This is a genomic window from Azospirillum oryzae, assembly GCF_008364795.1.
Lineage (GTDB): Bacteria > Pseudomonadota > Alphaproteobacteria > Azospirillales > Azospirillaceae > Azospirillum > Azospirillum oryzae.
Map to the genome: position 1 here is coordinate 168451 of NZ_VTTM01000004.1, position 21175 is coordinate 189625.

The 21175-nt window shown below is 67.5% G+C and carries 20 protein-coding genes; 9 read left to right on the top strand and 11 right to left on the bottom strand.

Annotated elements, in window-relative coordinates; translation table 11 throughout:
* Nucleotides 1-118: 118 nt before the first annotated feature.
* Nucleotides 119-1282: an aminotransferase gene (locus FZ938_RS14210; RefSeq protein ID WP_149199144.1), complete on the bottom strand. Its 1164-nt coding sequence runs from the start codon at nucleotides 1280-1282 to the stop codon at nucleotides 119-121.
* A 225-nt stretch (nucleotides 1283-1507) separates the two neighbouring features.
* On the opposite strand from FZ938_RS14210, the gene FZ938_RS14215 reads away from it, so the two are divergent.
* Nucleotides 1508-2527 (top strand): purine-nucleoside phosphorylase, encoded by a 1020-nt coding sequence (locus FZ938_RS14215; protein WP_149199145.1) that lies wholly within the window; start codon nucleotides 1508-1510, stop codon nucleotides 2525-2527.
* 41 nt (nucleotides 2528-2568) lie between these two features.
* Here the strand turns inward: FZ938_RS14215 and FZ938_RS14220 are convergent, their stop codons facing one another.
* Nucleotides 2569-2859 (bottom strand): hypothetical protein, encoded by a 291-nt coding sequence (locus FZ938_RS14220; protein ID WP_149199146.1) that lies wholly within the window; start codon nucleotides 2857-2859, stop codon nucleotides 2569-2571.
* Nucleotides 2860-3159: 300 nt separating this feature from the next.
* Between FZ938_RS14220 and FZ938_RS30805 the strand changes: the two genes are divergently transcribed.
* From FZ938_RS30805 to arr, 3 genes are read left to right on the top strand one after another with little or no spacing between them, the layout of a single operon-like run.
* Nucleotides 3160-3321, top strand: a complete 162-nt coding sequence (locus FZ938_RS30805) for a thioredoxin domain-containing protein (protein WP_211101059.1) — start codon at nucleotides 3160-3162, stop codon at nucleotides 3319-3321.
* A 12-nt stretch (nucleotides 3322-3333) separates the two neighbouring features.
* Nucleotides 3334-3807 carry a glutathione S-transferase family protein gene (locus FZ938_RS14225; protein WP_211101060.1) on the top strand — a complete coding sequence of 158 codons (474 nt, stop codon included), beginning with the start codon at nucleotides 3334-3336 and terminating at the stop codon, nucleotides 3805-3807.
* Between the two features lie 10 nt (nucleotides 3808-3817).
* Nucleotides 3818-4234: an NAD(+)--rifampin ADP-ribosyltransferase gene (arr, locus tag FZ938_RS14230; RefSeq protein WP_246457221.1), complete on the top strand. Its 417-nt coding sequence runs from the start codon at nucleotides 3818-3820 to the stop codon at nucleotides 4232-4234.
* 67 nt (nucleotides 4235-4301) lie between these two features.
* Here arr and FZ938_RS14235 read toward each other — a convergent pair whose 3' ends face one another.
* The 3 genes from FZ938_RS14235 to FZ938_RS14245 form a co-directional block, all read right to left on the bottom strand.
* The gene (locus tag FZ938_RS14235; protein ID WP_149199148.1) at nucleotides 4302-4793 is read right to left on the bottom strand and encodes a hypothetical protein; all 492 of its coding nucleotides are present in this window, start codon (nucleotides 4791-4793) and stop codon (nucleotides 4302-4304) included.
* Between the two features lie 105 nt (nucleotides 4794-4898).
* Entirely contained in the window at nucleotides 4899-6674 is a 1776-nt protein-coding gene (locus FZ938_RS14240) for an SLC13 family permease (protein WP_149199149.1), read from the bottom strand.
* Nucleotides 6675-6746: 72 nt separating this feature from the next.
* Nucleotides 6747-8771 (bottom strand): AsmA family protein, encoded by a 2025-nt coding sequence (locus FZ938_RS14245; protein WP_149199150.1) that lies wholly within the window; start codon nucleotides 8769-8771, stop codon nucleotides 6747-6749.
* A 224-nt stretch (nucleotides 8772-8995) separates the two neighbouring features.
* Here FZ938_RS14245 and FZ938_RS14250 point away from each other — a divergent pair, with 224 nt between their 5' ends.
* The 3 genes from FZ938_RS14250 to FZ938_RS14260 are packed head-to-tail and all read left to right on the top strand — an operon-like array spanning nucleotide 8996 to nucleotide 11822.
* Nucleotides 8996-10099 carry a hypothetical protein gene (locus FZ938_RS14250; RefSeq protein ID WP_149199151.1) on the top strand — a complete coding sequence of 368 codons (1104 nt, stop codon included), beginning with the start codon at nucleotides 8996-8998 and terminating at the stop codon, nucleotides 10097-10099.
* A gap of 2 nt (nucleotides 10100-10101) precedes the next feature.
* The gene (locus FZ938_RS14255) at nucleotides 10102-11412 is read left to right on the top strand and encodes a hypothetical protein (RefSeq protein ID WP_149199152.1); all 1311 of its coding nucleotides are present in this window, start codon (nucleotides 10102-10104) and stop codon (nucleotides 11410-11412) included.
* A 35-nt stretch (nucleotides 11413-11447) separates the two neighbouring features.
* Entirely contained in the window at nucleotides 11448-11822 is a 375-nt protein-coding gene (locus FZ938_RS14260; protein ID WP_149199153.1) for a hypothetical protein, read from the top strand.
* A 9-nt stretch (nucleotides 11823-11831) separates the two neighbouring features.
* Here the strand turns inward: FZ938_RS14260 and FZ938_RS14265 are convergent, their stop codons facing one another.
* Nucleotides 11832-12734 (bottom strand): DMT family transporter, encoded by a 903-nt coding sequence (locus FZ938_RS14265; protein WP_149199154.1) that lies wholly within the window; start codon nucleotides 12732-12734, stop codon nucleotides 11832-11834.
* A gap of 244 nt (nucleotides 12735-12978) precedes the next feature.
* On the opposite strand from FZ938_RS14265, the gene FZ938_RS14270 reads away from it, so the two are divergent.
* Nucleotides 12979-14019 (top strand): zinc-dependent alcohol dehydrogenase family protein, encoded by a 1041-nt coding sequence (locus tag FZ938_RS14270; RefSeq protein WP_149199155.1) that lies wholly within the window; start codon nucleotides 12979-12981, stop codon nucleotides 14017-14019.
* Between the two features lie 46 nt (nucleotides 14020-14065).
* On the opposite strand, the gene FZ938_RS14275 is transcribed toward FZ938_RS14270, so the two are convergent.
* The 3 genes from FZ938_RS14275 to FZ938_RS14285 form a co-directional block, all read right to left on the bottom strand.
* The gene (locus FZ938_RS14275; protein WP_149199156.1) at nucleotides 14066-15268 is read right to left on the bottom strand and encodes a CaiB/BaiF CoA transferase family protein; all 1203 of its coding nucleotides are present in this window, start codon (nucleotides 15266-15268) and stop codon (nucleotides 14066-14068) included.
* A 220-nt stretch (nucleotides 15269-15488) separates the two neighbouring features.
* A complete protein-coding gene (gene gabT / locus FZ938_RS14280; RefSeq protein WP_149199157.1) occupies nucleotides 15489-16778 on the bottom strand; it encodes a 4-aminobutyrate--2-oxoglutarate transaminase in 1290 nt (429 codons plus the stop codon).
* Between the two features lie 34 nt (nucleotides 16779-16812).
* Nucleotides 16813-18273 (bottom strand): NAD-dependent succinate-semialdehyde dehydrogenase, encoded by a 1461-nt coding sequence (locus FZ938_RS14285; protein ID WP_174756994.1) that lies wholly within the window; start codon nucleotides 18271-18273, stop codon nucleotides 16813-16815.
* Nucleotides 18274-18490: 217 nt separating this feature from the next.
* Here FZ938_RS14285 and FZ938_RS14290 point away from each other — a divergent pair, with 217 nt between their 5' ends.
* A complete protein-coding gene (locus tag FZ938_RS14290) occupies nucleotides 18491-19057 on the top strand; it encodes a cupin domain-containing protein (protein WP_014249644.1) in 567 nt (188 codons plus the stop codon).
* 35 nt (nucleotides 19058-19092) lie between these two features.
* Here FZ938_RS14290 and FZ938_RS14295 read toward each other — a convergent pair whose 3' ends face one another.
* Both FZ938_RS14295 and FZ938_RS14300 read right to left on the bottom strand, forming a co-directional pair.
* Entirely contained in the window at nucleotides 19093-19923 is an 831-nt protein-coding gene (locus tag FZ938_RS14295) for an ABC transporter permease (RefSeq protein WP_174756996.1), read from the bottom strand.
* Entirely contained in the window at nucleotides 19920-21170 is a 1251-nt protein-coding gene (locus FZ938_RS14300) for an ABC transporter permease (protein WP_149199158.1), read from the bottom strand. Before FZ938_RS14300 ends, FZ938_RS14295 begins: the two co-directional genes overlap by 4 nt.
* Nucleotides 21171-21175 lie beyond the last annotated feature (5 nt).

A 21175-nucleotide genomic window follows, 5' to 3' on the forward strand; every position in this document is an offset into this window, starting at 1 on the left:
GCCGGCTCACTGCAGCGGGCGACGGCCGGCCGGGGAAGGACCAATCATCGCACCGACAGGTTAAAACTTGCCGAACATCCCGATAATCAGCACAGGCAACTTTACTGTAAACAACGCATTATTCGCTTACGAAGCGTTTCCGCAGCCGGTCGATGGCCTCGTCGAGCACTTCATCGCGCTTGGAGAAACAGAATCGCACGACGTTGGTCGGCGCATTCTCCACGAAGAAGGCGCTGACGGGGATGGCGGCGACCTTCGCCTCGGCCACCAGCCAGCGGCAGAAGGCCTGATCGTCGCCGTCAAAGCCGAAGCGGGAAATGTCGGCGGCGACGAAATAGGTGCCGGCGCTGGGCAGCACGTCGAACCCGACCGAGGCGAGACCAGCCGACAGCCGATCGCGCTTCGCCTGCAGCCCGGCGGCGAGCCCGGTGAAATAGCCCTCCTCCTTGCCCAGCCCGAAGGCGACGGCGGCCTGGAGGTTCGGCGGGGTGGTAAAGGTCAGGAACTGGTGCGCCTTCGCCACCGGCTGCAGCAGATGCGGGGCGGCGGTGACGTAGCCGACCTTCCAGCCGGTCAGCGAGAAGGTCTTGCCGGCCGAGCCGATCTTCAGGCAGCGGTCGCGCATGCCCGGCAGGGTCATCAGCGGGATGTGGCGGCGGCCGTCGAAGACGATGTGCTCGTACACCTCGTCGCAGACGGCCAGCGCGTCGTGGCGCTGCATGTACTCGGCGATCAGTTCCAGCTCAGCCCGGTCGAACACCTTGGCCGCCGGGTTCAGCGGGTCGTTGATGAGGACCAGCTTGGTGCGCGGCGAGAAGGCGGCCTCCAGGTCGGCGCGGCTGAAGCTCCAGTCCGGCGCCTTCAGCGAGACGAAGCGCGGTACGCCGCCGGCCAGCCGGACGATCGGCAGGTAGCTGTCGTACATGGGCTGGAACAGCACCACCTCGTCGCCCGGATTGATCAGGCCGAGCAGGCAGGCGGTCAGCGCCTCGGTCGCGCCGGAGGTGACCATCGTCTCGGTCTTCCAGTCGACGTCGAGGCCATAGAAGCGGCCGGCGTGGGCAGCCAGCGCCTGCCGCAGGTCGGGAGTACCCATCATCGACGGATACTGGTTCCACCCGTTGAGCAGCGCGTCGGCCGCGGTCTGCAGCACGTCGGCCGGCCCACGGTCGTCGGGGAACCCCTGGCCCAGGTTGATCGCGCCATGCTCCTCCGACAGGCGGGACATGACTTCGAAAATGGTGGTGCCATAGCTGGACAGCAGCGCGTTGCCCGACTTCACCGGAAGACCTCCTCATGCGAACCGACGCACAAGATGGATGCTGCGGGGCGACGCTGTCCAGTGCCCGCTTCCGCAGGGCAGACCGCGGGCGGGGGGGCAGGTCGGCAAGGGGGCGGCAAACCGATCACCGAATTTCCCGTGCCGCATTGGATCGGGGGGAGGACGGCCATGGTATGGCCGTTGCATACTCGGGTGCGTCTTTTCGTCCCAAGGAGTGAAGGTCCGATGTCATTGTTCTCCCGCTGCCGCGGCGCCGCCCTGTCGGCTCTGCTCCTGTTCGGGCTGACTGGTTCCCTGCAGGCCGCGGAGCCGATCAAGGTCAAGGTGTTCGTCGGCTCGATGTTCGAGATCGGCAAGAACACCGGGGACCGCGCCGGCGAGTTCCAGCATTGGTACGAACGTTATTGGCAAACGGCCGAGCCCATCACGGTGAAGGGCGCGCTGAACCCGGTCTACTGCAACGCCGACGGCGTGTGCGGGTCGGTGCTGGGCATGGGCAAGGTCAGTTCCTCCGCCTCGATGCAGGCGATCCTGCTGAACCCGCAGCTCGACCTGTCGCAGGCCTACTTCCTGGTCACCGGCGTGGCCGGCACGCCGCCGGCACGCGGCACCATCGGCGAAGTGAATTGGGCGACCTGGGTGGTCGACTATGACCTGGGCCACCGCTGGGCGCCGGAGGAAGGCAAGCCGGGCGAGCCGACCTTCATGCCGCGCAAGGGCTATGAGGCGGTGCGGCTGTTCCCGATGAACCCGGCACTGGTGTCCTGGGCCATGCGCCTGACCGCCGACACGCCGCTGAAGGACAGCGACTCCGCCCGTGCCTACCGCAAGCGCTATCCGCAGGAAGCGGCGCAGCGTGCTCCTTTTGTAGGCACCGGCACGCACATGACCGGCGATACCTTCTTCCACGGTCCCGGCATGTCGGCCCAGGCACAGTACATCGCCAAGCTCTACGGTGCGGACGACTACGTCATCACCGAGATGGAGGCGGCGGCGATCACGCTGGTCATCAAGCGGCTGCAAGGCTCCGACCGGGTGATGAGCCTGCGCGGCGCCGTCAATTTCGACCAGGGCAATCCGAACGAGACCACGCTCCAGCACCTGGACCCGAAACCCGGCGAGACCGCCGGCGGCTTCGCCGAGACGGTGGAGAATGTGGAACTCGTCGGGTCACGGATGGTCGACCACATCGTCGGCCATTGGGACCAGTGGAAGGACGGCGTTCCGGCCCTCCCGGCACAGTAATCATCCTCCGGCCGTCCGCCCGCCCGACAGGCGCGGGCGGATCAGCCGCCGTGCATCTTGCGCAGGCGGCGGGCGCGCAGCTTTTGGCGGATGCGCTCGATCGGGCTGAACATGCGGGGATAGCGGCGCTTCGACCGCACGAACAGGCGGCGGGCGTCGGCTGAGTTGCGCAGCACCAGCACGCCGCCCAGCAGCATCACCGGCAGCCCGCCCGGACCGGGCAAGGGGGCGAGCAGAATGCCGAGCAGGATGATGGTGCATCCGGCGCCAATCAGGGCCAGCTGACGCACACGCGCGAAAGACAGCGTCTGGGCGGTATCGGGAGGACTCATCTGCGGTTCGCCGGGCTCCATGCTTTCCATTCGCCTGCATATGGGCCGGGAGAGGCGGGTCGAAAAGGGGACCCACTCCATTGCGGGAACCGGATTGCTCCCTCTCCCCCTTCTGACGGACAGTGCGGGATGATGGAGGATGCACAAGGTTGGATTGAACCCGCTTCGGCTATATGGTCCCACGACCAGGGTGCGCAGCCGAATCGGCCCCCCATCCTCCATTGCGGCCATCCCCCATTTCGGATGCGTCAGGCGACCGTGCCGCCCCGTTTCTTGAAGTCTCTTTCCTGGAGTTGGGCCATGAGTGACTTGATCCTGACGACCTACGACTGGGTTCCGGAACCGCCGCGTGGTTTTGTCCGCGACCTGCGGGTGCGTTGGGCTCTCGAAGAGGCTGGACTGCCCTATCGGGTGAAAAGCACGCCGTTTCGCGAGCGCGGCCCCGAGCATTTCGCGGCGTAGCCTTTCGGCCAGGTGCCTTGGCTGACCGACGGAGACCTGACCATTTTCGAGAGCGGCGCGATCCTCCTGCATCTCGGCGAGAAGAGCACAGCGCTCATGCCCGCGGATCGGCGCGGCCGGGCCGAGGTGACGGAATGGGTCATCGCCGCGCTCAACTCGGTCGACCTGCCGAGCCAGCCGTGGGCCCTGTTCCGTTTCATGGGCTTTCCCGGAGAAGCGCCCGAGGCCAAGTTCGTGGAAGACTTCCTGAAGCTTCGGCTCGATCGGATGGAAGCGGTGCTTGCCGACCGAGAGTGGCTGGTGGGCGGCCGCTTCTCCGTGGCGGACATTCTGATGGCGGATGTACTGCGGCCGGTGGATCGGTTCGGCGGGCTGGCGAACCACCCCCATTGCCATGACTTCGTCGCGCGCGCCACGTCCCGGCCCTCGTTCGCGAAAGCATACGACGACCAATTGGCCCATTTCGCTGCGGCAGACGCCGTCTGAGGAGGCGCTCTTGTATGCCAAGGATGTCCCCGCCGGGACCGTCTTCTATCATGGAACCAAGGCCGACCTTGAAGTTGGCGACCTGATCGCCCCCGGATTCGGAAGCAATTTCGTCGAGCGTGGGCTGAAGCACGTCTATTTCACCGCAACGTTGGAAGCGGCGACCTGGGGGGCGGAACTCGCCAGGGGCGAAGGGCGAAGCCGTATTTACATCGTCGAGCCGACCGGTCCCTTCGACGACGATCCAAACCTCACCGACAAGAAGTTCCCAGGCAACATGACGGCGTCCTACCGTTCGGTCGATCCGCTGCGGATCACCGGAGAGATCGAGGATTGGGAAGGACATCCGCCCGAGCGGCTGAAGGAGATGAAGGACAATCTCGCCCGCATGAAGCAGGACGGCAGCGACACCATCATCGAGGACTGAGGTCCACCGGCGTTCGAAGGATTGGAGACGTGTGCAGGCCACAGCTGGGGATGGGAGAGGGCGCTTCTCAATGCAGCGTGCGCGCCGGCTGCGAAGGGGTGCCACGCAGGCGGGCGGGGTCGAGGCGGCTGAGGGCGGCGTCGCGTTCGGCGGGCTTGGGTTCCCAGCCGAATTCGCGGATCAGCTGGTCACGGGCGGCGACGGCGCGGCGGGACAGGTGGGCGCAATCATCCTGACGGGCATCCCGATCGACGTCCTTGCGTGGCGGGCGGCAGCGGCGGTCGGCGCAGCTTTCCAGCATCAGGCGGATCATCCGTTCGCGCTTGGCGGCGTCGACATAGCCCATCTTGTCGAAATACAGCTTTGTGAAGGCCAGTTCGGTGACGCGGGCGTGGGTCTTGCGGTCGCCGACGATCACCGCCGCCACCATCTCCACGCAACGGCCGGCGAAATGCGGCAGCGGGGCCGTGCCGTCGTCGGCACGATCCAGCAGGCTGCTCGGCAGATCGACCAGCCGGCCGGTCACGTCCTTTACCAGATAGCGGCGCCACACCGACATCTCCGCCTCCCGTCAGGCTTCAGCCCTGCAAAGAAGCCTACACCAGACGGAGGGAAGACGGAACCGGTCGTGCGTTACACGATTTCGTGAACGGACGTGATTTTTTCAGCGCGGCACCAGCGGCCAGAACAGGGCGATGGCGGCGGTGCCGATCACCACCACCATGATCGACAGCGGCAGGCCGAGCCGCCAGTAATCGCCGAAACGATAGCCGCCGGGTCCCATCACCAGCGTGTTGCACTGGTGCCCGATGGGGGTGAGGAAGTCGCAGCCCGCCCCGATGGCCACCGCCATCAGGAAGGCGTCGGGCCTGAGCCCCAGATGGGTGGCGAGGCTGGCGCCGATCGGCGCCATCACCAGCACGGTCGCGGCGTTGTTCAGGAAGGGCGTCACCGCCATCGCCGCCACCATGATCATGGCGAGCGAGCCGATGGGCGGCAGCCCCTGCGACGCCTCCGACAGGAAGCCGGCGATCAGCTCGGTCCCGCCGGTGGTGCGCAAGGTCTCGCTGACCGGAATCAGCGACCCAAGCAGGACCAGGATCGGCCATTCGATGGCTTCGTACGCCTCGCGCAGGCTGACCACCTTCAGCGCGGTCATCGCCACCGCCGCACCGAAGAAGCCGATGGCGACGGGAACCATCCCGGTGGCGACCAGGATCACGGTCAGGCCCAGCACCGCCACCGCCGCCGCCCGCTTCGGCGTGCGGCCGATGCCGAGGTTGCGCTCGGCCAGCGGCAGGCAGCCCAGCTCGGCCAGCGTGTCGGCCACGGCGGCCTGACGGCATTGCAGCACCACCAGATCGCCCGATTGCAGGCGGACGCGGCGCAGGCGCTGGCGGATCGGACGGCCGCGCCGGCTGATCGCCAGCAGGTTGGCGCCGAATCGCTCGCGCAGGTTCACCTCCTCGATGCTGTGGCCGATCATGGCGGAGCGCTGCTCCACCACCGCCTCGACCACGGCGATGTCGTCCTCGTGCTCGACCGCCTCCTGGTCCTTGTCGTGCATCATGCGCAGGCCGGCGCGCTTGACCAGTTCGGCCAGCGCCGTGGTGTCGCCCTCCAGCACCAGAATGTCGCCGGCGAAAAGCACCCAATGGCCTGACGGGACATAGCGGCGGTAATTTTCGCGGACGATGGCGGCGACGGTCGCCTCGCCCTCGACGAAATGCTCCAGCTCCGCCACGGTGCGGCCGACGAACTGCGATCCGGCGGGCAGCCGCGCCTCCGCCGTGTAGTCGTCGATGTTGAAGGCCGGGCCCGCCCCCGCCGCCCTGCCCTTCGGCAGCAGCCGATAGCCGACCGACAGGAAGGCGACGCCGAACACCGCGATCACCAGTCCGACCGGCGTGAAATCGAACATGTGGAAGGGCTGGCCCGTCATCTCCGCCCGGACGCGCGAGACGATGATGTTGGGCGAGGTGCCGACCAGCGTCATCAGCCCGCCCAGCAGCGAGCCGAAGGCCATCGGCATGAGCAGCAGCGACACCGGCGTGCCGGTGCGACGCGCCACCTGCAGCGCGATGGGCATGAAGATGGCCAGCGCGCCGATGTTCTTGACGATGGCGGACAGCATGGTCACCGCGCCGGCCAGCATCGCCACCTGGGTCCAGACGCTGGTCATGCGCGTGGTCAGCGGGCGCATCGCCGCCTCCACCACGCCCGACCGGCCGACGGCGGCGCTGACCACCAGGGCCGAGCCGACGATGATGACGATGTCGTCGGAGAAGCCCTGGAAGGCCTCCTTCGCCGGCACGATGCCCGCCGCGACCGACGCCAGCAGCGCCAGCATGCCGACGAGGTCATAGCGCAGCCGGTCCCAGATCAGCAGCGCGATCACCGCGCCGATGATGCCGAAGGATAACATCTGGTCGATGGTCATGGGCAGGGACGGCGTCCTTCCTGGCCTTCACGGTGGCCGGATCGGACAGGATGGATGCGCATGGGCGTCCGGTCAGCGCGCCGAACCCGACGCCTTCCCTTCCCCGCGGCCATTGCCCGACTTGCCGGACGCCTGTCCTCCCTTCTCGGGAGAGCGGGCATCCCGCACCAGCCGGCCACACTGTGGCTGCTCATCACTGCCTGGGTCAAGGAAGGGAAGCACGCTGGCCAGCGGCGTCAGCAGCACGCCCAGCGCCACCGCCGCCGCGCCGCGCGCCGCCGACTCGGTGGGATCGACGCCGATGTCGGGGTTGCCCAGCGTCCCGCCGACCAGGACCGGGACATGGGTGGCGAAGACCTGCGGCGATTTGGCGTCGCCGACGATTCGCAGGTCCAGCGCCTCGTTGCGCAGGTTGATCCGCCCCTTGCCGGTGACCAGCGTTTCCGGCGTGTCGAGCACCAGCGCCTGGACGTGCGCGATGCCGTTCTCCACCGCCATGTTGCCGACCAGACAGTTGAAGGGCATCGGCTTCGACCCCGAAATGGCGACGCCCAGCGTCTCCAGGATGTTGGTCTTCAGCCCCTTGACCGCGAGGCTGGTGACCCGGCCGCCGTCCACCGCGAGGCCGATCTTGCCGTCGGAGGTCGCCAGCAGGTCGGCCACCGTCTTCCCTGTGCCGGCAAGCTGGATTCGCCCGGCCACCGTGCCGCCGATCTGCCCGGCCAGCGCGGTCTCGCTGAAGAAGTTCGACAGCTTCATGGCGCGGATGTCCAGGTTGGTGCGCATCGCCGGCACCTTGCGGCTGCCGTCCACCTCCACCGTTCCGGCGATCCGCCCGCCGCCGATTCCCAGCGACAGCGGATCGAAGCGAAGGACGCCGGCGTTCACCCGCACCCGCATGTCGAGCTCGTCGAGCGGCGCGAAGGGCGCCTCCACCCTCGCGCCGCGCAGGCGGACGTCCATGTCGGTGTTGCGCAGCTTTTCCACCGGGATGGGCGTGGCCGGAATCACCCTGTCCTTGCCGCGGGTCGGGTAATCGTCGCTGCCGCGGGGAGAGGCGCCGACCAGACCGGCGAGGTCCTGCGCCGCCAGCCGTTTGGAGGTGAGATCGGCCCTCACCATCGGCCGCTCGCCGCCGGTCTTGACCGACAGGTCGCCGGACAGGTCGCTCTCCCCGACCTTGCCCGTCATGCCCCGGAAGGCCCAGAGGTCGCCTTCGCGCGACAGGTGGCCGTCGATGGAATAGGGCCGGGTCTTCGGCGTCGGGATGCCGACGATGGGGAAGATCTCCGCCATGTCGGGGCCGCTGAGCGCGACCGACAGATCGACACCCTCCATCTTCACCGGTTCGGCGATGGAACCTTCGATGTGGCCCTTGGTCTTGCCGACCGCCGCGTCGATCTTCAGCGGATAGGGCTTCGGGTCGTCGCGCAGGTACAGAAGCGAACCGCCGGCCGCCGCCAGGGTGAAGGGCTTGCCGGCGAAGCTGCCCTTGCCCTTCAGCTCCACCGTGTCGTCGTCGTTGCCGCCGGTCGCGGTGTTGATGGTGTTGTCGATGTCGATGTCGCTGGCGGGGTCACGGTAGCGGATGGTGCCGTCGGCGATCAGCAGCCGCTCGATCACCGGGATGTCGCCGCGGTTGTCGGGGGTCGCGGCCTGTTTCGCCACTTCCTTCTCGGCGTTGGGCGGACCGAAGTTCCAGTTGGCCTCGCCCTTCCCGTTCTTTTCCAGGATCAGCTTCGGTCCCTGGAACTTCAGCTCCGGCAGTTCCCAGTCGCCGCGCAGCAGCGGCCAGGGGCGCAGCGTGGCGTCGAGAACCTTGATCTCCACCATCGTCCTGTCCTGCGCCCAGTCGGCATTTGCGACGCGCAGCCCTTCCAGGTGGATGCGGATCGGGTTGCCGAGATGGACGCGCAGGTCGCCGTCGATCGCGACCTCGCGGTTCAGCGCAGACGAAGCGTGGCGGGCGACAAAGCCGCGGGCATCGTTCCAGTCGAACAGCAGCAGCACCGCGCCGACCGCGACGACGACGAGACCGACGAGGCCGAGCAGCCCGTAGCCGATCCATTTGAACACCGATCCCGCCCCCGCTGCCATGCCGCCGGTCCTCCGCGCACCATCCCTGATCCTGACAACGGATGAGGGAGCGGATCGGTGGAGGTCGGAGACAGGGGGTACCGCGAGAGATCCGGGCCGCCGCCCGAAGGTGATGTATTTCCGTTGGCGCTTATATTGGATTTAACGCAAAATTCAGCATCGCGGCGCCGTAATCGTTCGACCATCCGGTTCCACCATTTTCAGCAGCCACGACCGCGGACACGATGCGTTCCCTTACCAACTTCGCCCCCTCCACCTTCGAGGAACGCGGTGCCGCGGTGGCCTTCACCACGCCGGTCCTGGCCCAGACCCGCGTGCGCAAGGACAGCCGCGACCAGCTGGAGGTGCTGGTGCCCAACCTGTCGGAAGGGCGCGGCGTCTATGTGGTGCCGTGGAAGTCGCTGCCGCTGGCCTTCCCGATGACGGTGCATGACCGCATGCTGCACGAGCTGATCGCCAAGGCCGACGGCTGTTCGCCCGACGACATCCGCAAGGCGGTGCTGGAGGCGGCGCGCTGCGGGCTGGCCGGCGGCGGGGCGGTTGCGGCGGCGGAGGCGGCGCTGAGCGACGACGAGGAGCAGCGGCTGCTCATCAACTATCAGCTGATCGTCGAGGCGTTGAAGGCGGTCGGGCTGGAATCGACGGAGATCCTTCGGGTCGGCCTGACCTCCGCCGAGGGGCAGAAGCTGACGCGCGACCTGATGATGAAGGCGGCGCAGCGTCTGGCGCTGGAGCCGACCGAGCTGTATGGCCGCATCGCCGAGCTGGCGGTGCTGATGGAGTCGATCGGTCTGGCCAGCTCGCCAAAGCCGGCGCGGCTGCGGCGGCTGATGCGCGACCTTCAGGGCTTCCGCGACAGCATGACCGACTGGGCGACCGACAACGTGTCGGAGGCGGCCCCCATCGGCGGCTTCTGCGCCGAGGTGGCCGAACACACGGTCAACCATGCCCGCAACGTCATCGGTCAGCTCGATCAGGCGATGGCGTCGTTCGAGACGCTGCTGCGCCAGTGGGAGACCAAGCGGGCGCTCATCCGCAAGGCGTCGAGCCGGCTGTCCTGGCTACTCGACGGCTGGGAATACCTGATCCTGCTGTGGAACGACGCGCTGACCCAGGACCGCTACAGCCAGGACATGGCCGTCCACGACATCTTCCGCGTCATCCCCCTGCTGCCGAAGGACGAGGGCCGCGCCGACCAGTCGATGATGGCGGACAAGCTGATCTCCAGCCACAAGCGGTCGGTGCGCGCCTATGTCGACTGGCGCAGCGGCCAGTTGGACGTCGATCTGGTCATGCGGATCGAGACGATCAAAGGGAAGGCCGCCTGACGATGGAGATGAGGGATCTGGTCGCGCTGGGCGACAAGCTGATGGACATCGACGAGGCCAAGTTCCGCCAGGTGGTCGGCCTGCTGGAACAGATGAACGACCATCCCGACATCCAGCGCACCATCGCCGTCATCCGCCCGCGGCTGGTCGAGCTGCGGCTGAGCCGCCGCCCGACCCTGAAGCGCCTGTTCTGCGACCCGTTCGAGGATTTGTTCGAAGCCCTGGGCAAGGCCGACCCGGTGCCGCTGAGCGTGATCGAGCGGTCGCTGATGAACAGCCTGTGGCCGCTGGTCGAGGCGGAGATCGGCAAGGACCGGCTGCGCGCCTACCGCCCCGCCCTGCAGGAGGGGGAGGAGCGCAAGACGCTGTGCGAGGCGTTCTGGACGGAATGCGCGGGCGCGGTGGCGAAGATCGCCGAAGGGGCGGTGGCCGGGCATTTCAGCGAGCCGCTGGACCTGCGCATGAACCCCAACCGGACGCGGGCGCTGGCCGACATCGCCGTCATCCTGTCCATCGCGCCCGAGGTGGCGGAGCTGAAGGCGGCGCTGTCGCCCAAGCCGGTGCCGAAGCTGCACGGCGACCATATCGAGGCGATCCAAACCATCGGCCGGCGGCTGTCCCGCGTCCGGCCGGACGCGCTGAAGATTTTCGTTCTGCTGGCCGCGTCGCGGCTGACCAACCCGTCGGTGCTGCTCAGCGGGCTGTGGGACATGGATCTGGGGCAGAAATCGGCCGACCGCGCCGCCCTGTTCATGTCGCTGAGCAGCACGGTCGTCGCCCAGATCGAGGATCGTTCAAGGGCCGGGCAGGCTGCAGGGGGCGGCGACCGCATGGCGGTGGCCGATCTGGCGCTCGACCTCGTCGCCACCCTGGACGCCACCCGCGCGGCGATGGAGCAGAGCCGCAACAAGGAATTCGACCACCGGCTGAAGCAGGTCCGCAACTCCGTCCACTCCATGGTCAAGACGCAGGTGCTGCAGGATGCCGACGCCGGCATCGTCTCCGCCATCGGCGCGCTGGATGGCGGCGGTGACGTCCGCGAGGGACGGGCCCAGCTGGCCCAGGCGGAGAACCACGCGCGGGCACTGCGCAAATGCGCGACCATCGCCGATTCGCTGGGGCTGCGCGGCGAGCTGCGGGAGATGACGCAGAAGACCACCGCCTCACTGACGGAACGGGCGCAGAAGGAACTGGCCGGCCCCGCCGGCAACGCCCGCAGCGGCTATACCGCCATCCGCATGATCGAGCTGATTGCCGGGCCGGCGGAAGCGAATAAGATCATGGACGGGATCATGAACGGCGATCGGCGGTGAGTGTGCCGGCGCCTTTCGGCTTGGGGGAAGCGGTGATGGGATCGGGATATACCGGGTGGGAACTGCCGGCCGACGAGCGCGGGCGCCTGCTGGCCCTGGTCCCGCCACGCTATGAACGGCTGGTCGCCGACCATGTGACCCTGCAGGTCGGCGCCGGCCCGCAGGCCCCTCTGCCCACCGCCGCCCTGGCCGAGGTGATCGGCTGCGCCGACGACGGCGAAGGGGTGCAGGCCCTGGTCGTCGCCATCGACGGCACCAGCGACCGGCCGGACGGCTCCACCTACCATATCACCTGGTCGCTGGCGGACGGGCGGCGGCCGGTCGAGTCCAACGACGTCATCCGCGACTATGGCTGGCGCCCGCTGGATCCGCTGACGGTCAGGCTGGTGCCGCGCTTCTTCGGGGGATGAGGGGCCGCCTCACGGCACCTCCGCCACCCCTTCGGCCGCGATGCCGCGCTTGAGGCGCTGTTCGCGATAGACGATGAACAGGCCGCTGCCGATGATCAGCGCCGCCCCCACCCCCATGCGGGCGGTCGGCGCGGTGCCCCAGACGGCGAGGTCGAGCACCACCGCCCACAGGATCGACACATACTGGAACGGCACCACCACCGCGGCCGGGCTGAGCTGCAGCGAGCGGTTCATCATGGCGTGGCCGGCCAGCGCGGTGACGCCCAGCAGCCCCAGCAGGAAGAAGCCGAGCCAGCCCGGCGCCTCCCAGGTCCAGGGCAGCGTCACACCGCCGATCAGGATGCCGCCGACCATCTGGTTGCCGACCAGCGTCAGGCTGGAGGCGGAGCGCAGGACGCGGGTGGAGATGACGCCGCTGGAGAAGATGAAGGCGCCCAGCAGCGCCACCAGCGACGGCCACAGGTCGAAGCGGCCGGTCGGGTTCAGCACGATGACGACGCCGACGAAGCCGACCAGAACCGCCACCCAGCGGCGCCAGCCCACGCTTTCCCCCAGGACCAGCACCGACAGCGCGGTGACGATCAGCGGCGCCGACATGTAGATGGTCATCACGTCGGCCAAGGGCAGATAGCCGACCGCCCAGTAGAAGCAGGCGACGTCCACCGTCATCAGCAGCACCCGCAGGATGTGCAGCGGCAGCCGGTCGACGGCGAAGACCGCGGCGATCCCCTCGCGCCAGATCATCGGCACCAGAACCGCCAACCCGAACAGGCTGCGCACCGCGATCAGCATGGCGACCGGATGGTCGGCCACCAGCCATTTGCCGAGCGCGTCGTTCAGCGTGAACAGGGTCATGCCGCCCAGCATCATCAGGATGCCAAGGCGGGTGTCGGTCGCGGGGGCCGCGGTCATGGAGGGGTCCGGGAATGGTTGAGAGCGTGGGATCCGCAGGAGCAGGCCGGAGACCTGCGCGGGCAGCGATATTGCTGGATTGGCGGACGAACACAACCCCCGCCCGGAGCGAGGGAGCATTGCGGATCGCGACGCGGGACATTCGAAGGAATCCTTCATATCTCCGGACCGCCCGTCTTCAATTGAAAGGCAATCTCTGCGGCTTCGCCGTAGAATGCCGGGAAAATCCAGCAGGAGAATCCCGATGAAAGCGGTGGTCTACGAGGCGTTTTCCGCACCGCCCCAAATCATGACCGTGCCGGATCCGACGCCGGAGCTGCATGGCGTCGTCGTCAAGGTGATGGCGACCGGGGTTTGCCGCAGCGACTGGCACGGCTGGGTCGGCCATGACACCGATATCCGGCTGCCGCATGTGCCCGGCCATGAGCTGGCCGGCATCGTCGAGGCGGTCGGCAAGGACGTGACGAAATGGAAGGTCGGCGACCGGGTGACGGTCCCGTTCGTCGGCGGCTGCGGCGCCTGTCCCGAATGCCATTCCGGCAATCATCAGGTCTGCGACCGGCAGTTCCAGCCCGGCTTCACCCATTGGGGGTCCTTCGCGCAATATGTCGGCCTGCATCAGGCGGACATCAATCTGGTGAGGCTGCCGGAGACGATGGACTTCACCACCGCCGCCAGCCTCGGCTGCCGCTTCGTGACCTCCTTCCGCGCCGTCGTCGATCAGGGCAGGACGTCCGCCGGCCAGTGGGTGGCGGTCCACGGCTGCGGCGGCGTCGGCCTGTCGGCGATCATGATCGCCAATGCGGTGGGCGCCAATGTCGTCGCCATCGACATTTCGGAGGACAAGCTCGCCCTGGCCCGCGCGCTCGGCGCGGTCGCCACAGTGAACGCGTCCGAGGTCGCGCATGTCGCCGAAGCGGTCATCGAGATCACGCGCGGCGGTGCCCATGTCTCGCTCGACGCGCTGGGCCATCCCACGACCTGCTTCAATTCGATCAGCAACCTGCGCAAGCGGGGCAAGCATGTGCAGGTCGGCCTGATGCTGGCCGAGAACAGCACCCCCGCCATCCCGATGAGCCGCGTCATCGCCAATGAGCTGGAGATCCTCGGCAGCCACGGCATGCAGGCTCACCGCTATGACGCGATGATGGAGATGATGCGGTCGGGCAAGCTGGCGCCGGAGAAGCTGATCGGCCGGACGATCACGCTGGAACAGTCCATCGACGCCCTGATGACTATGGACAGGTTCGAGGGCACCGGGGTGACGGTGGTGACCGAGTTCTAATGATGGGGCCGGAAAGTCGGCGCTTTCCGGCTCCACAGTCCTGCGGTCAGATCACGCCCTTATCGCGCAGGGCGGCGATATCGGCCCCGCTCAGGCCAAGGGACTCCGCCAGCACGGTGTCGGTGTGCTGGCCCAGCGTCGGCGGGGCGGTGTCGTGGACCAGCGGAGTGCCGCTGTAGCGGATCGGGCTCGCCACCGTCGGCACGCTGCCCTGGGTCGGGTGCGGCAGATCCTGGTGGATGTTGCGGGCCCTCACCTGCGGGTCCTCGAACACCGCGGTCAGGTCGTTGATCGGGCCGCAGGGCACGCCGACCTGCTCCAGCGCGCTCAGCCAGTCGTGGCTGTCGCGGGTGCGGATCAGCTCCTCCAGCAGCGCCACCAGCTCCTTGCGGTTGGCGACGCGGGCCGGGTTGGTGGCGTAACGCTCGTCCTTCGCCAGTTCGGGACGGCCGGCGACCGTGCAGAACTTGGCGAACTGGCCGTCGTTGCCGACCGCCAGGATGATGTAGCCGTCGCGGGTGGCGAAAGCCTGATAGGGCACGATGTTGGGATGGGCGTTGCCGAGCCGCTGCGGCGCCTTGCCGCCGACGAGACAGTTCATCGCCTGGTTGGCCAGCACCGCCACCTGGACGTCGAGCAGGGCGAGGTCGACCTGCTGCCCCTCGCCGGTGCGGTCGCGGTGGGCCAGCGCGCCCATGATGCCGATGGTGGCGTATAGGCCGGTGAAGATGTCGGTCACCGCGACGCCGACCTTGACCGGGCCGCCGCCCGGCTCGCCATCGGGCTGGCCGGTGATGCTCATCAACCCGCCCATGCCCTGGATCATGAAGTCGTAGCCGGCGCGATTGCGGTACGGCCCGGTCTGGCCGAAGCCGGTGATCGAGCAGTAGACCAGCCGCGGGTTGACCGCCTTCAGGCTGTCATAGTCGAGGCCGTATTTGACCAGCCCGCCGACCTTGAAATTCTCGATGACGACGTCGGCCTGGGCGGCGAGCTTGCGGACAAGCTCCTGCCCTTCCGGCCGTTCGAAGTCGATGGTGATCGACCGCTTGCCGCGGTTGGTCGACAGGAAGTAGGCCGACTGGTCGCCAGCCCAGGGCGGACCCCAGGCACGGGTGTCGTCGCCGGCGCCCGGCCGTTCCACCTTGATCACGTCGGCGCCGAGATCGGCCAGCGTCTGCGCCGACCACGGCCCGGCCAGCACGCGCGACAGTTCCAGCACCCGGATGTGCGACAAGGGTCCGGCCAAGGTGTCTTCCTCCTGGTTTATTGGCACTCCCCACATTCCCTCTTCCCCCCGGGGAGAGGGTCGGGGTGAGGGGGATGCATTGCGGAGCACCGGTGATAGTGCCGGCGCTCCACGTTTCTTGAAAATCCTTGCCTCGCGTCCCCCTCACCCTTCCCAAGCTTCGCTTGGGCCCCTTCCCTCTCCCCGGGGGGAGAGGGGATTCAGGCGGGAGAGGGAGCTATTACGCCGACACCAGTTCTTCCAGGGAACGCTCGATGATGTCCAGGCCCTCGTCGACCAGGGCATCCGAGGCGGTCAGCGGGACCAGGATGCGGATGACGTTGGCGTAGGTGCCGCAGGACAGCAGGATCAGGCCCTTTTCCGCCGCCTTGGCGACCAGCGCCTTGGTCAGGTCGGCGGCCGGCTCCTTGGTCTCGCGGTCGGTCACCAGCTCCATGGCGACCATGGCGCCCAGGTTGCGCACGTCGCCGATCACCGACAGGCTGTTGCGCTGGGCCATGGTGCGGAAGCGGCCGGCGATGCGCTCACCGAGCTTTTCGGCGCGCTCGATCAGCTTCTCTTCCTCGATGACGTCGATGACGGCCAGCGCGGCGGTCGTCGCCAGCGGGCTGCCGGCATAGGTGCCGCCCAGGCCGCCGGGGATCGGGGCGTCCATCAGCGCCGCCTTGCCGGTCAGCGCAGACAGCGGGAAGCCGCCGGCCAGGCTCTTCGCCATGGTCACGAGATCCGGCTCGATCCCGGCATGCTCGACGGCGAACATCTTGCCGGTGCGGGCGAAGCCGGTCTGGATCTCGTCGACGATCATGACGATGCCGTGCTTGTCGCAGACCGCGCGCAGCGCCTGCAGGAAGGACGGGCTGGCGATGTTGAAGCCGCCCTCGCCCTGCACCGGCTCGATGATGATCGCGGCGACGCGGGCCGGATCGACGTCGGACTTGAACAGATTATCCAGCGCCTTCAGGCTCTCCGCCTCGCTGATGCCGCGATAGGCGTTGGGGAACGGCACATGGAAGATCTCGGCCGGGAAGGGACCGAAGCCGACCTTGTAGGGCACGACCTTGCCGGTCAGGCCCATGGTCAGCAGCGTGCGGCCGTGGAAGCCGCCGGAGAAGGCAACGACGCCGGGACGGCCGGTGGCGGCGCGGGCGACCTTGACGGCGTTCTCGACAGCCTCGGCGCCGGTGGTGAAGAAGGCGGTCTTCTTCGGGGTCGGGCCGGGGACCAGCGCGTTCAGCTTCTCCGCCAGTTCGACGAAGCTATCGTACGGCGTGACCATCGCGCAGGTGTGGGTGAAACGCTCCAGCTGCGCCTTCACCGCCTCCATCACCTTCGGGTGGCGGTGGCCGGTGTTCAGCACGGCGATGCCGCCGGCGAAGTCGATGAAGCGCTTGCCTTCGATGTCCCACATCTCGGCGTTCTCGGCGCGGTCGATGTAGAAGGGCATGCCGGCGGAAATGCCACGGGAGACGGCGGCCTCGCGACGGGCGACGAAGGACTGGTTGGTGCTCATGGTCTGTTTTCCTTTGACTTACCCTTGGGGAGGGTCAGGCGCCGAGGCCGACGCAGAGATATTTGACTTCCATGAAATCATCGAGGCCGTACTTGGAGCCTTCGCGGCCGATGCCGGACTCCTTGACGCCGCCGAAGGGGGCCACCTCGGTGGAGATGATGCCTTCGTTGATGCCGACGATGCCGTATTCCAGCTTTTCCGCCACGCGCCAGACGCGGCCGATGTCGCGGCTGTAGAAATAGGCGGCGAGCCCGAATTCGGTGTCGTTCGCCATGCGGATGGCGTCCTCTTCCGTCTCGAACTTGAACAGCGGGGCGACCGGGCCGAAGATCTCCTCGCGGGCGACGCGCATCTCGGTGGTGATGCCGGTCAGGATCGTCGGCTCGAAGAAGGTGCCGCCCAGCGCGTGGCGCTTGCCGCCGAGCGCGACCTTGGCGCCCTTCTCCAGCGCGTCGCCCATCAGCTCTTCCACCTTGGCGACGGCGTCGGCGTTGATCAGCGGACCCTGGGTGACGCCCGGCTCGGCGCCGTCGCCGACCTTCAGCGCCTTGACCGCCTCGGCCAGCTTGGCGGCGAAGGCGTCATAGACGCCGGCCTGGACCAGCAGGCGGTTGGCGCAGACGCAGGTCTGGCCGGCATTGCGGTACTTCGACGCCATGGCGCCCTTGACCGCCTCGTCCAGGTCGGCGTCGTCGAAGACGATGAAGGGGGCATTGCCGCCCAGTTCCAGCGACACCTTCTTGACCGTGCTGGCAGCCTGCCGCATCAGCAGCTTGCCGACCTCGGTGGAGCCGGTGAAGCTGACCTTGCGGACGATCGGGCTGTGGGTCAGCTCGTTGCCGATGGCGGCCGGCTCGCTGCCCATCACGATGTTGAAGACACCGGCCGGCATGCCGGCGCGCTCCGCCAGTTCGGCCAGGGCCAGCGCCGACAGCGGGGTGTCCTCGGCCGGCTTGACCACCACGGTGCAGCCGGCGGCCAGGGCCGGGGCGCATTTGCGGGTGATCATGGCGTTCGGGAAGTTCCACGGCGTGATCGCCGCGACGACGCCGATGGCCTCCTTCAGGACGACGATGCGCTTGTTGGCGGCGAAGCTGGGGATGACGTCGCCATAGGCGCGCTTGCCCTCCTCCGCGAACCACTCGATGAAGGAGGCGCCATAGACCACCTCGCCGCGCGCTTCGGCCAGCGGCTTGCCCTGTTCGGCGGTCATCAGTTGGGCCAGATCCTCCTGGGCGGCGAGGATCAGGTCATACCAGCGGCGCAGGATGGCCGCGCGTTCCTTGGCGGTCTTGGCCTTCCACCCCGGCAGGGCGGCGTTGGCGGCGTCGATCGCCTCGCGCGTCTCGGCGGCGCCCATGTCGGACACTTCGGCGATGACGGCGCCGGTGGCGGGGTTGGTGACCGGGAAGGTCTTCCCGGAATCGGCCGCGCGCCACGCACCGTTCACGTAGCCCTTGGTTCGGAGAAGGCCCTGGTCGTTCAGCGACAGCATGTTCGATCCGCCCTGCATGAAGATTATGGAACCGTCCGGCCGCGCCCGGTGGAATTTTCCTTGCCAATCAAGGATTTCCGTCGCGGGGGCCTGGACCTTGGACAGAAGCCTACCATGTTTAATAAATTAAACAACCCCTGTTTAGCTGTTCATATTCTGATGACGGGGTTGCGCGAATGGGCTATTGCCTAGACGGGTGTGGAGCAGGAGTCCGGTGATGGAATTCGACGTCGGCGCAAGGTTGAAGCAGATCCGCGAACAGCATGGGCTGTCGCAGCGGGCGCTCGCCCAGCGGGCCGGAGTGACCAACGGCACGATCTCCCTGATCGAGCAGAACCGCAGCAGTCCGTCGGTGTCGTCGCTGCGCAAGGTGCTTCAGGGCATCCCGATGACGTTGGCCGAATTCTTCTCCTCCGACGATCTGCCGCCGCCCGAGCAGATTTTCTTCAAGGGCGACGAGCTGATCGAATTGGCCGGCGAGCTGAAGGGCACGGTCGGCCAAGTTTCCTTCCGTCAGGTCGGCGACCTGCGCAGCCGCAACCTGCAAATCCTCCATGAACGCTACGCTCCAGGCGCCGACACCGGCCGCACCATGCTGCAGCACGAATCCGAAGAAGGCGGCATCGTCATCAAGGGCCAGATCGAGCTGACGGTGGGTGACCGCAAACAGCTTCTCGGTCCCGGCGACGCCTATTTCTTCGACAGCCGTGTGCCGCATCGGTTCCGCAACATCGGCGAGGTGGAGTGCGAGCTGATCAGCGCCTGCACGCCGCCGTACCTGTGAGAGGCGGGAGGGTTTCCCCTCCCGCGACCACTCTCCTACCCTACGTTCCCCTTCAGCCGCTCGTTGCGCCGGCGCAGGATTTCCAGCGTCGACAGCATGAAGACCGAGATCACCGTCAGAACCACCGCCACCGCGGTGATGGTCGGGCTGATGTTCTCGCGGATGCCGCTGAACATCTCTCGCGGCAGGGTGCGCTGCTCAGGCCCGGCGAGGAACAGCACCGTCACCACCTCGTCGAAGCTGGTGGCGAAGGCGAACAGCGCGCCCGACGCCAGACCCGGCAGGATCAGCGGCAGGATCACCTTGCGGAAGGTCAGCAGCGGCGGGGCCCCCAGCGAAGCGGCGGCGCGCGCCAGCGTCATGTCGAAGCTCTGCAGCGTCGCCGACACGGTGATGACGACGAAGGGCGTCGCCAGCGCGGTGTGGACCAGGATCAGACCGAGATAGTTGCCGGTCAGCCCCAGCGGCGCGAAGAAGAAATAGACGCCGACCGCGGTGATGACCACCGGAACCACCATCGGCGACAGCACGACGGCCAGGATCAGCGGCTTCCACTTGCTCTTCCACTGGGCCAGCCCCAGCGAGGCCAGCGTGCCCAGCGCCATCGACAGCATGGCCGACGATATGCCGATGATGAAGCTGTTCTTCAGCGAATTCATCCAGCGCGCCGAATTGAGGAATTCCTCGTACCAGCGCAGCGAGAAGCCCGGCAGCGGATAGGTCAGGTAGGTGCTGGAACTGAAGGACAGCGGCACGATCGCCAGGATCGGCGCCATCAGGAAGATGAACACCAGCGTGGAGGCGACGATCGTGGCGATCCAGGCGAGGCGCTGGCTGGCGGTTTGGGGGGAATGGTTCGCGCTCAATTCTTCAGACCTCCCGTCGTCTGGCGGCCGAGCGCCAGCTTGCCGTAGACCAGCGCCAGCACCAGCGTGGAGAGCAGAAGCACCGCACCCAGCGCCGAGGCGAGGCCCCAGTTGACCGTTTCCGTGGTGTAGAAGGCGATGAAGGACGAAATCATCTGGTCGGCGGCCCCACCGACCAGCGCCGGCGTGATGTAGTAGCCGATGGCCAGGATGAAGACGAGCAGGCAGCCGGCACCGATGCCCGGAATGGTCTGCGGCAGGTAGATGCGCAGGAAGGCGGTCGCCGGCGGCGCGCCGAGCGAGGCGGCGGCCCGCATGTAGGCCGGCGAGATGCCGCGCATGACGCTGTAGAGCGGCAGGATCATGAAGGGCAGCAGCACATGGGTCATCGCCATGTAGACGCCGAAGCGGTTGTAGATCAGCCGCATCGGCTCGTCGATGACGCCCAGCCATTGCAGGGAGCCGTTGACGATGCCCTCGCTCTGCAGGATCACGATCCAGGCGCAGGTGCGCACCAGCAGCGACGTCCAGAAGGGCAGCAGCACGAAGATCATCAGCAGGTTCGACCGGCCGGTCGGCAGGTTCGCCAGCAGATAGGCCACCGGGAAGCCCAGGATCAGGCAGAGCGCCGTGACGCCGAAGCCGATCTCGAAGGTGCGCATGAACACCTCGCGGTAGATCGACTGGTCCGCCGGGGCGTGCACGATGGCGCCGTCGGCGTTGTGGGTCAGGTCGACCGCGGCCAGCAGGTAATAGCTGGTGACCGGGCCGCTGGCGCTCTTGATCGCGGCCCAGCTCTCGCGCTCGCCCCAAGCCGGGTTGATGCCGATCAGCGTTTCCCTGGCGGTGCCGGGAGCCGGCTGCTCCTTCAGCTTGCGGCCGGTGGAAAGCAGCGTGGTGCGGTAACCGTTGACGATGTAGTTCAGCCGCTTGGCGGCGACGGCCAGCGTGCCGGCATCGTGCGCGGTGCGGATATCGGCGGCGAGCGCGGCAAAGGCGGCCTCGTCGGGCAGGCCCTGGCCGTTCCAACGCTCCAGCGCCGCCACGGTCTGCGGCATCGCCTGCGGCACCTCCCAGTCGTCCACCGACTTCCAGATCATGCCGGCGAGCGGCACGACGAAGGTGAACAGCAGGAAGGCCAGCAGCGGCAGCACCAGGCCCAGCGCACGGAACTGCCGGGCCCGCTCGGCCCGTTTCAATCGACGCTTCAACGGCACGTCGGCGCCGGCAACGAATGCGGCTGTCATCGGCA

Coding starts and splice junctions, on each gene's coding strand:
- gabT (WP_149199157.1), bottom strand. CDS start 16,778: ATGAGCACCAACCAGTCCTTCGTCGCCCGTCGCGAGGCCGCCGTCTCC.
- FZ938_RS14265 (WP_149199154.1), bottom strand. CDS start 12,734: ATGACCGCGGCCCCCGCGACCGACACCCGCCTTGGCATCCTGATGATG.
- FZ938_RS14250 (WP_149199151.1), top strand. CDS start 8,996: ATGCGTTCCCTTACCAACTTCGCCCCCTCCACCTTCGAGGAACGCGGT.
- FZ938_RS14270 (WP_149199155.1), top strand. CDS start 12,979: ATGAAAGCGGTGGTCTACGAGGCGTTTTCCGCACCGCCCCAAATCATG.
- FZ938_RS14235 (WP_149199148.1), bottom strand. CDS start 4,793: ATGTCGGTGTGGCGCCGCTATCTGGTAAAGGACGTGACCGGCCGGCTG.
- FZ938_RS30805 (WP_211101059.1), top strand. CDS start 3,160: ATGAGTGACTTGATCCTGACGACCTACGACTGGGTTCCGGAACCGCCG.
- FZ938_RS14300 (WP_149199158.1), bottom strand. CDS start 21,170: ATGACAGCCGCATTCGTTGCCGGCGCCGACGTGCCGTTGAAGCGTCGA.
- FZ938_RS14285 (WP_174756994.1), bottom strand. CDS start 18,273: ATGCTGTCGCTGAACGACCAGGGCCTTCTCCGAACCAAGGGCTACGTG.
- FZ938_RS14240 (WP_149199149.1), bottom strand. CDS start 6,674: ATGACCATCGACCAGATGTTATCCTTCGGCATCATCGGCGCGGTGATC.
- FZ938_RS14255 (WP_149199152.1), top strand. CDS start 10,102: ATGGAGATGAGGGATCTGGTCGCGCTGGGCGACAAGCTGATGGACATC.
- FZ938_RS14290 (WP_014249644.1), top strand. CDS start 18,491: ATGGAATTCGACGTCGGCGCAAGGTTGAAGCAGATCCGCGAACAGCAT.
- FZ938_RS14260 (WP_149199153.1), top strand. CDS start 11,448: ATGGGATCGGGATATACCGGGTGGGAACTGCCGGCCGACGAGCGCGGG.
- FZ938_RS14220 (WP_149199146.1), bottom strand. CDS start 2,859: ATGAGTCCTCCCGATACCGCCCAGACGCTGTCTTTCGCGCGTGTGCGT.
- FZ938_RS14245 (WP_149199150.1), bottom strand. CDS start 8,771: ATGGCAGCGGGGGCGGGATCGGTGTTCAAATGGATCGGCTACGGGCTG.
- FZ938_RS14215 (WP_149199145.1), top strand. CDS start 1,508: ATGTCATTGTTCTCCCGCTGCCGCGGCGCCGCCCTGTCGGCTCTGCTC.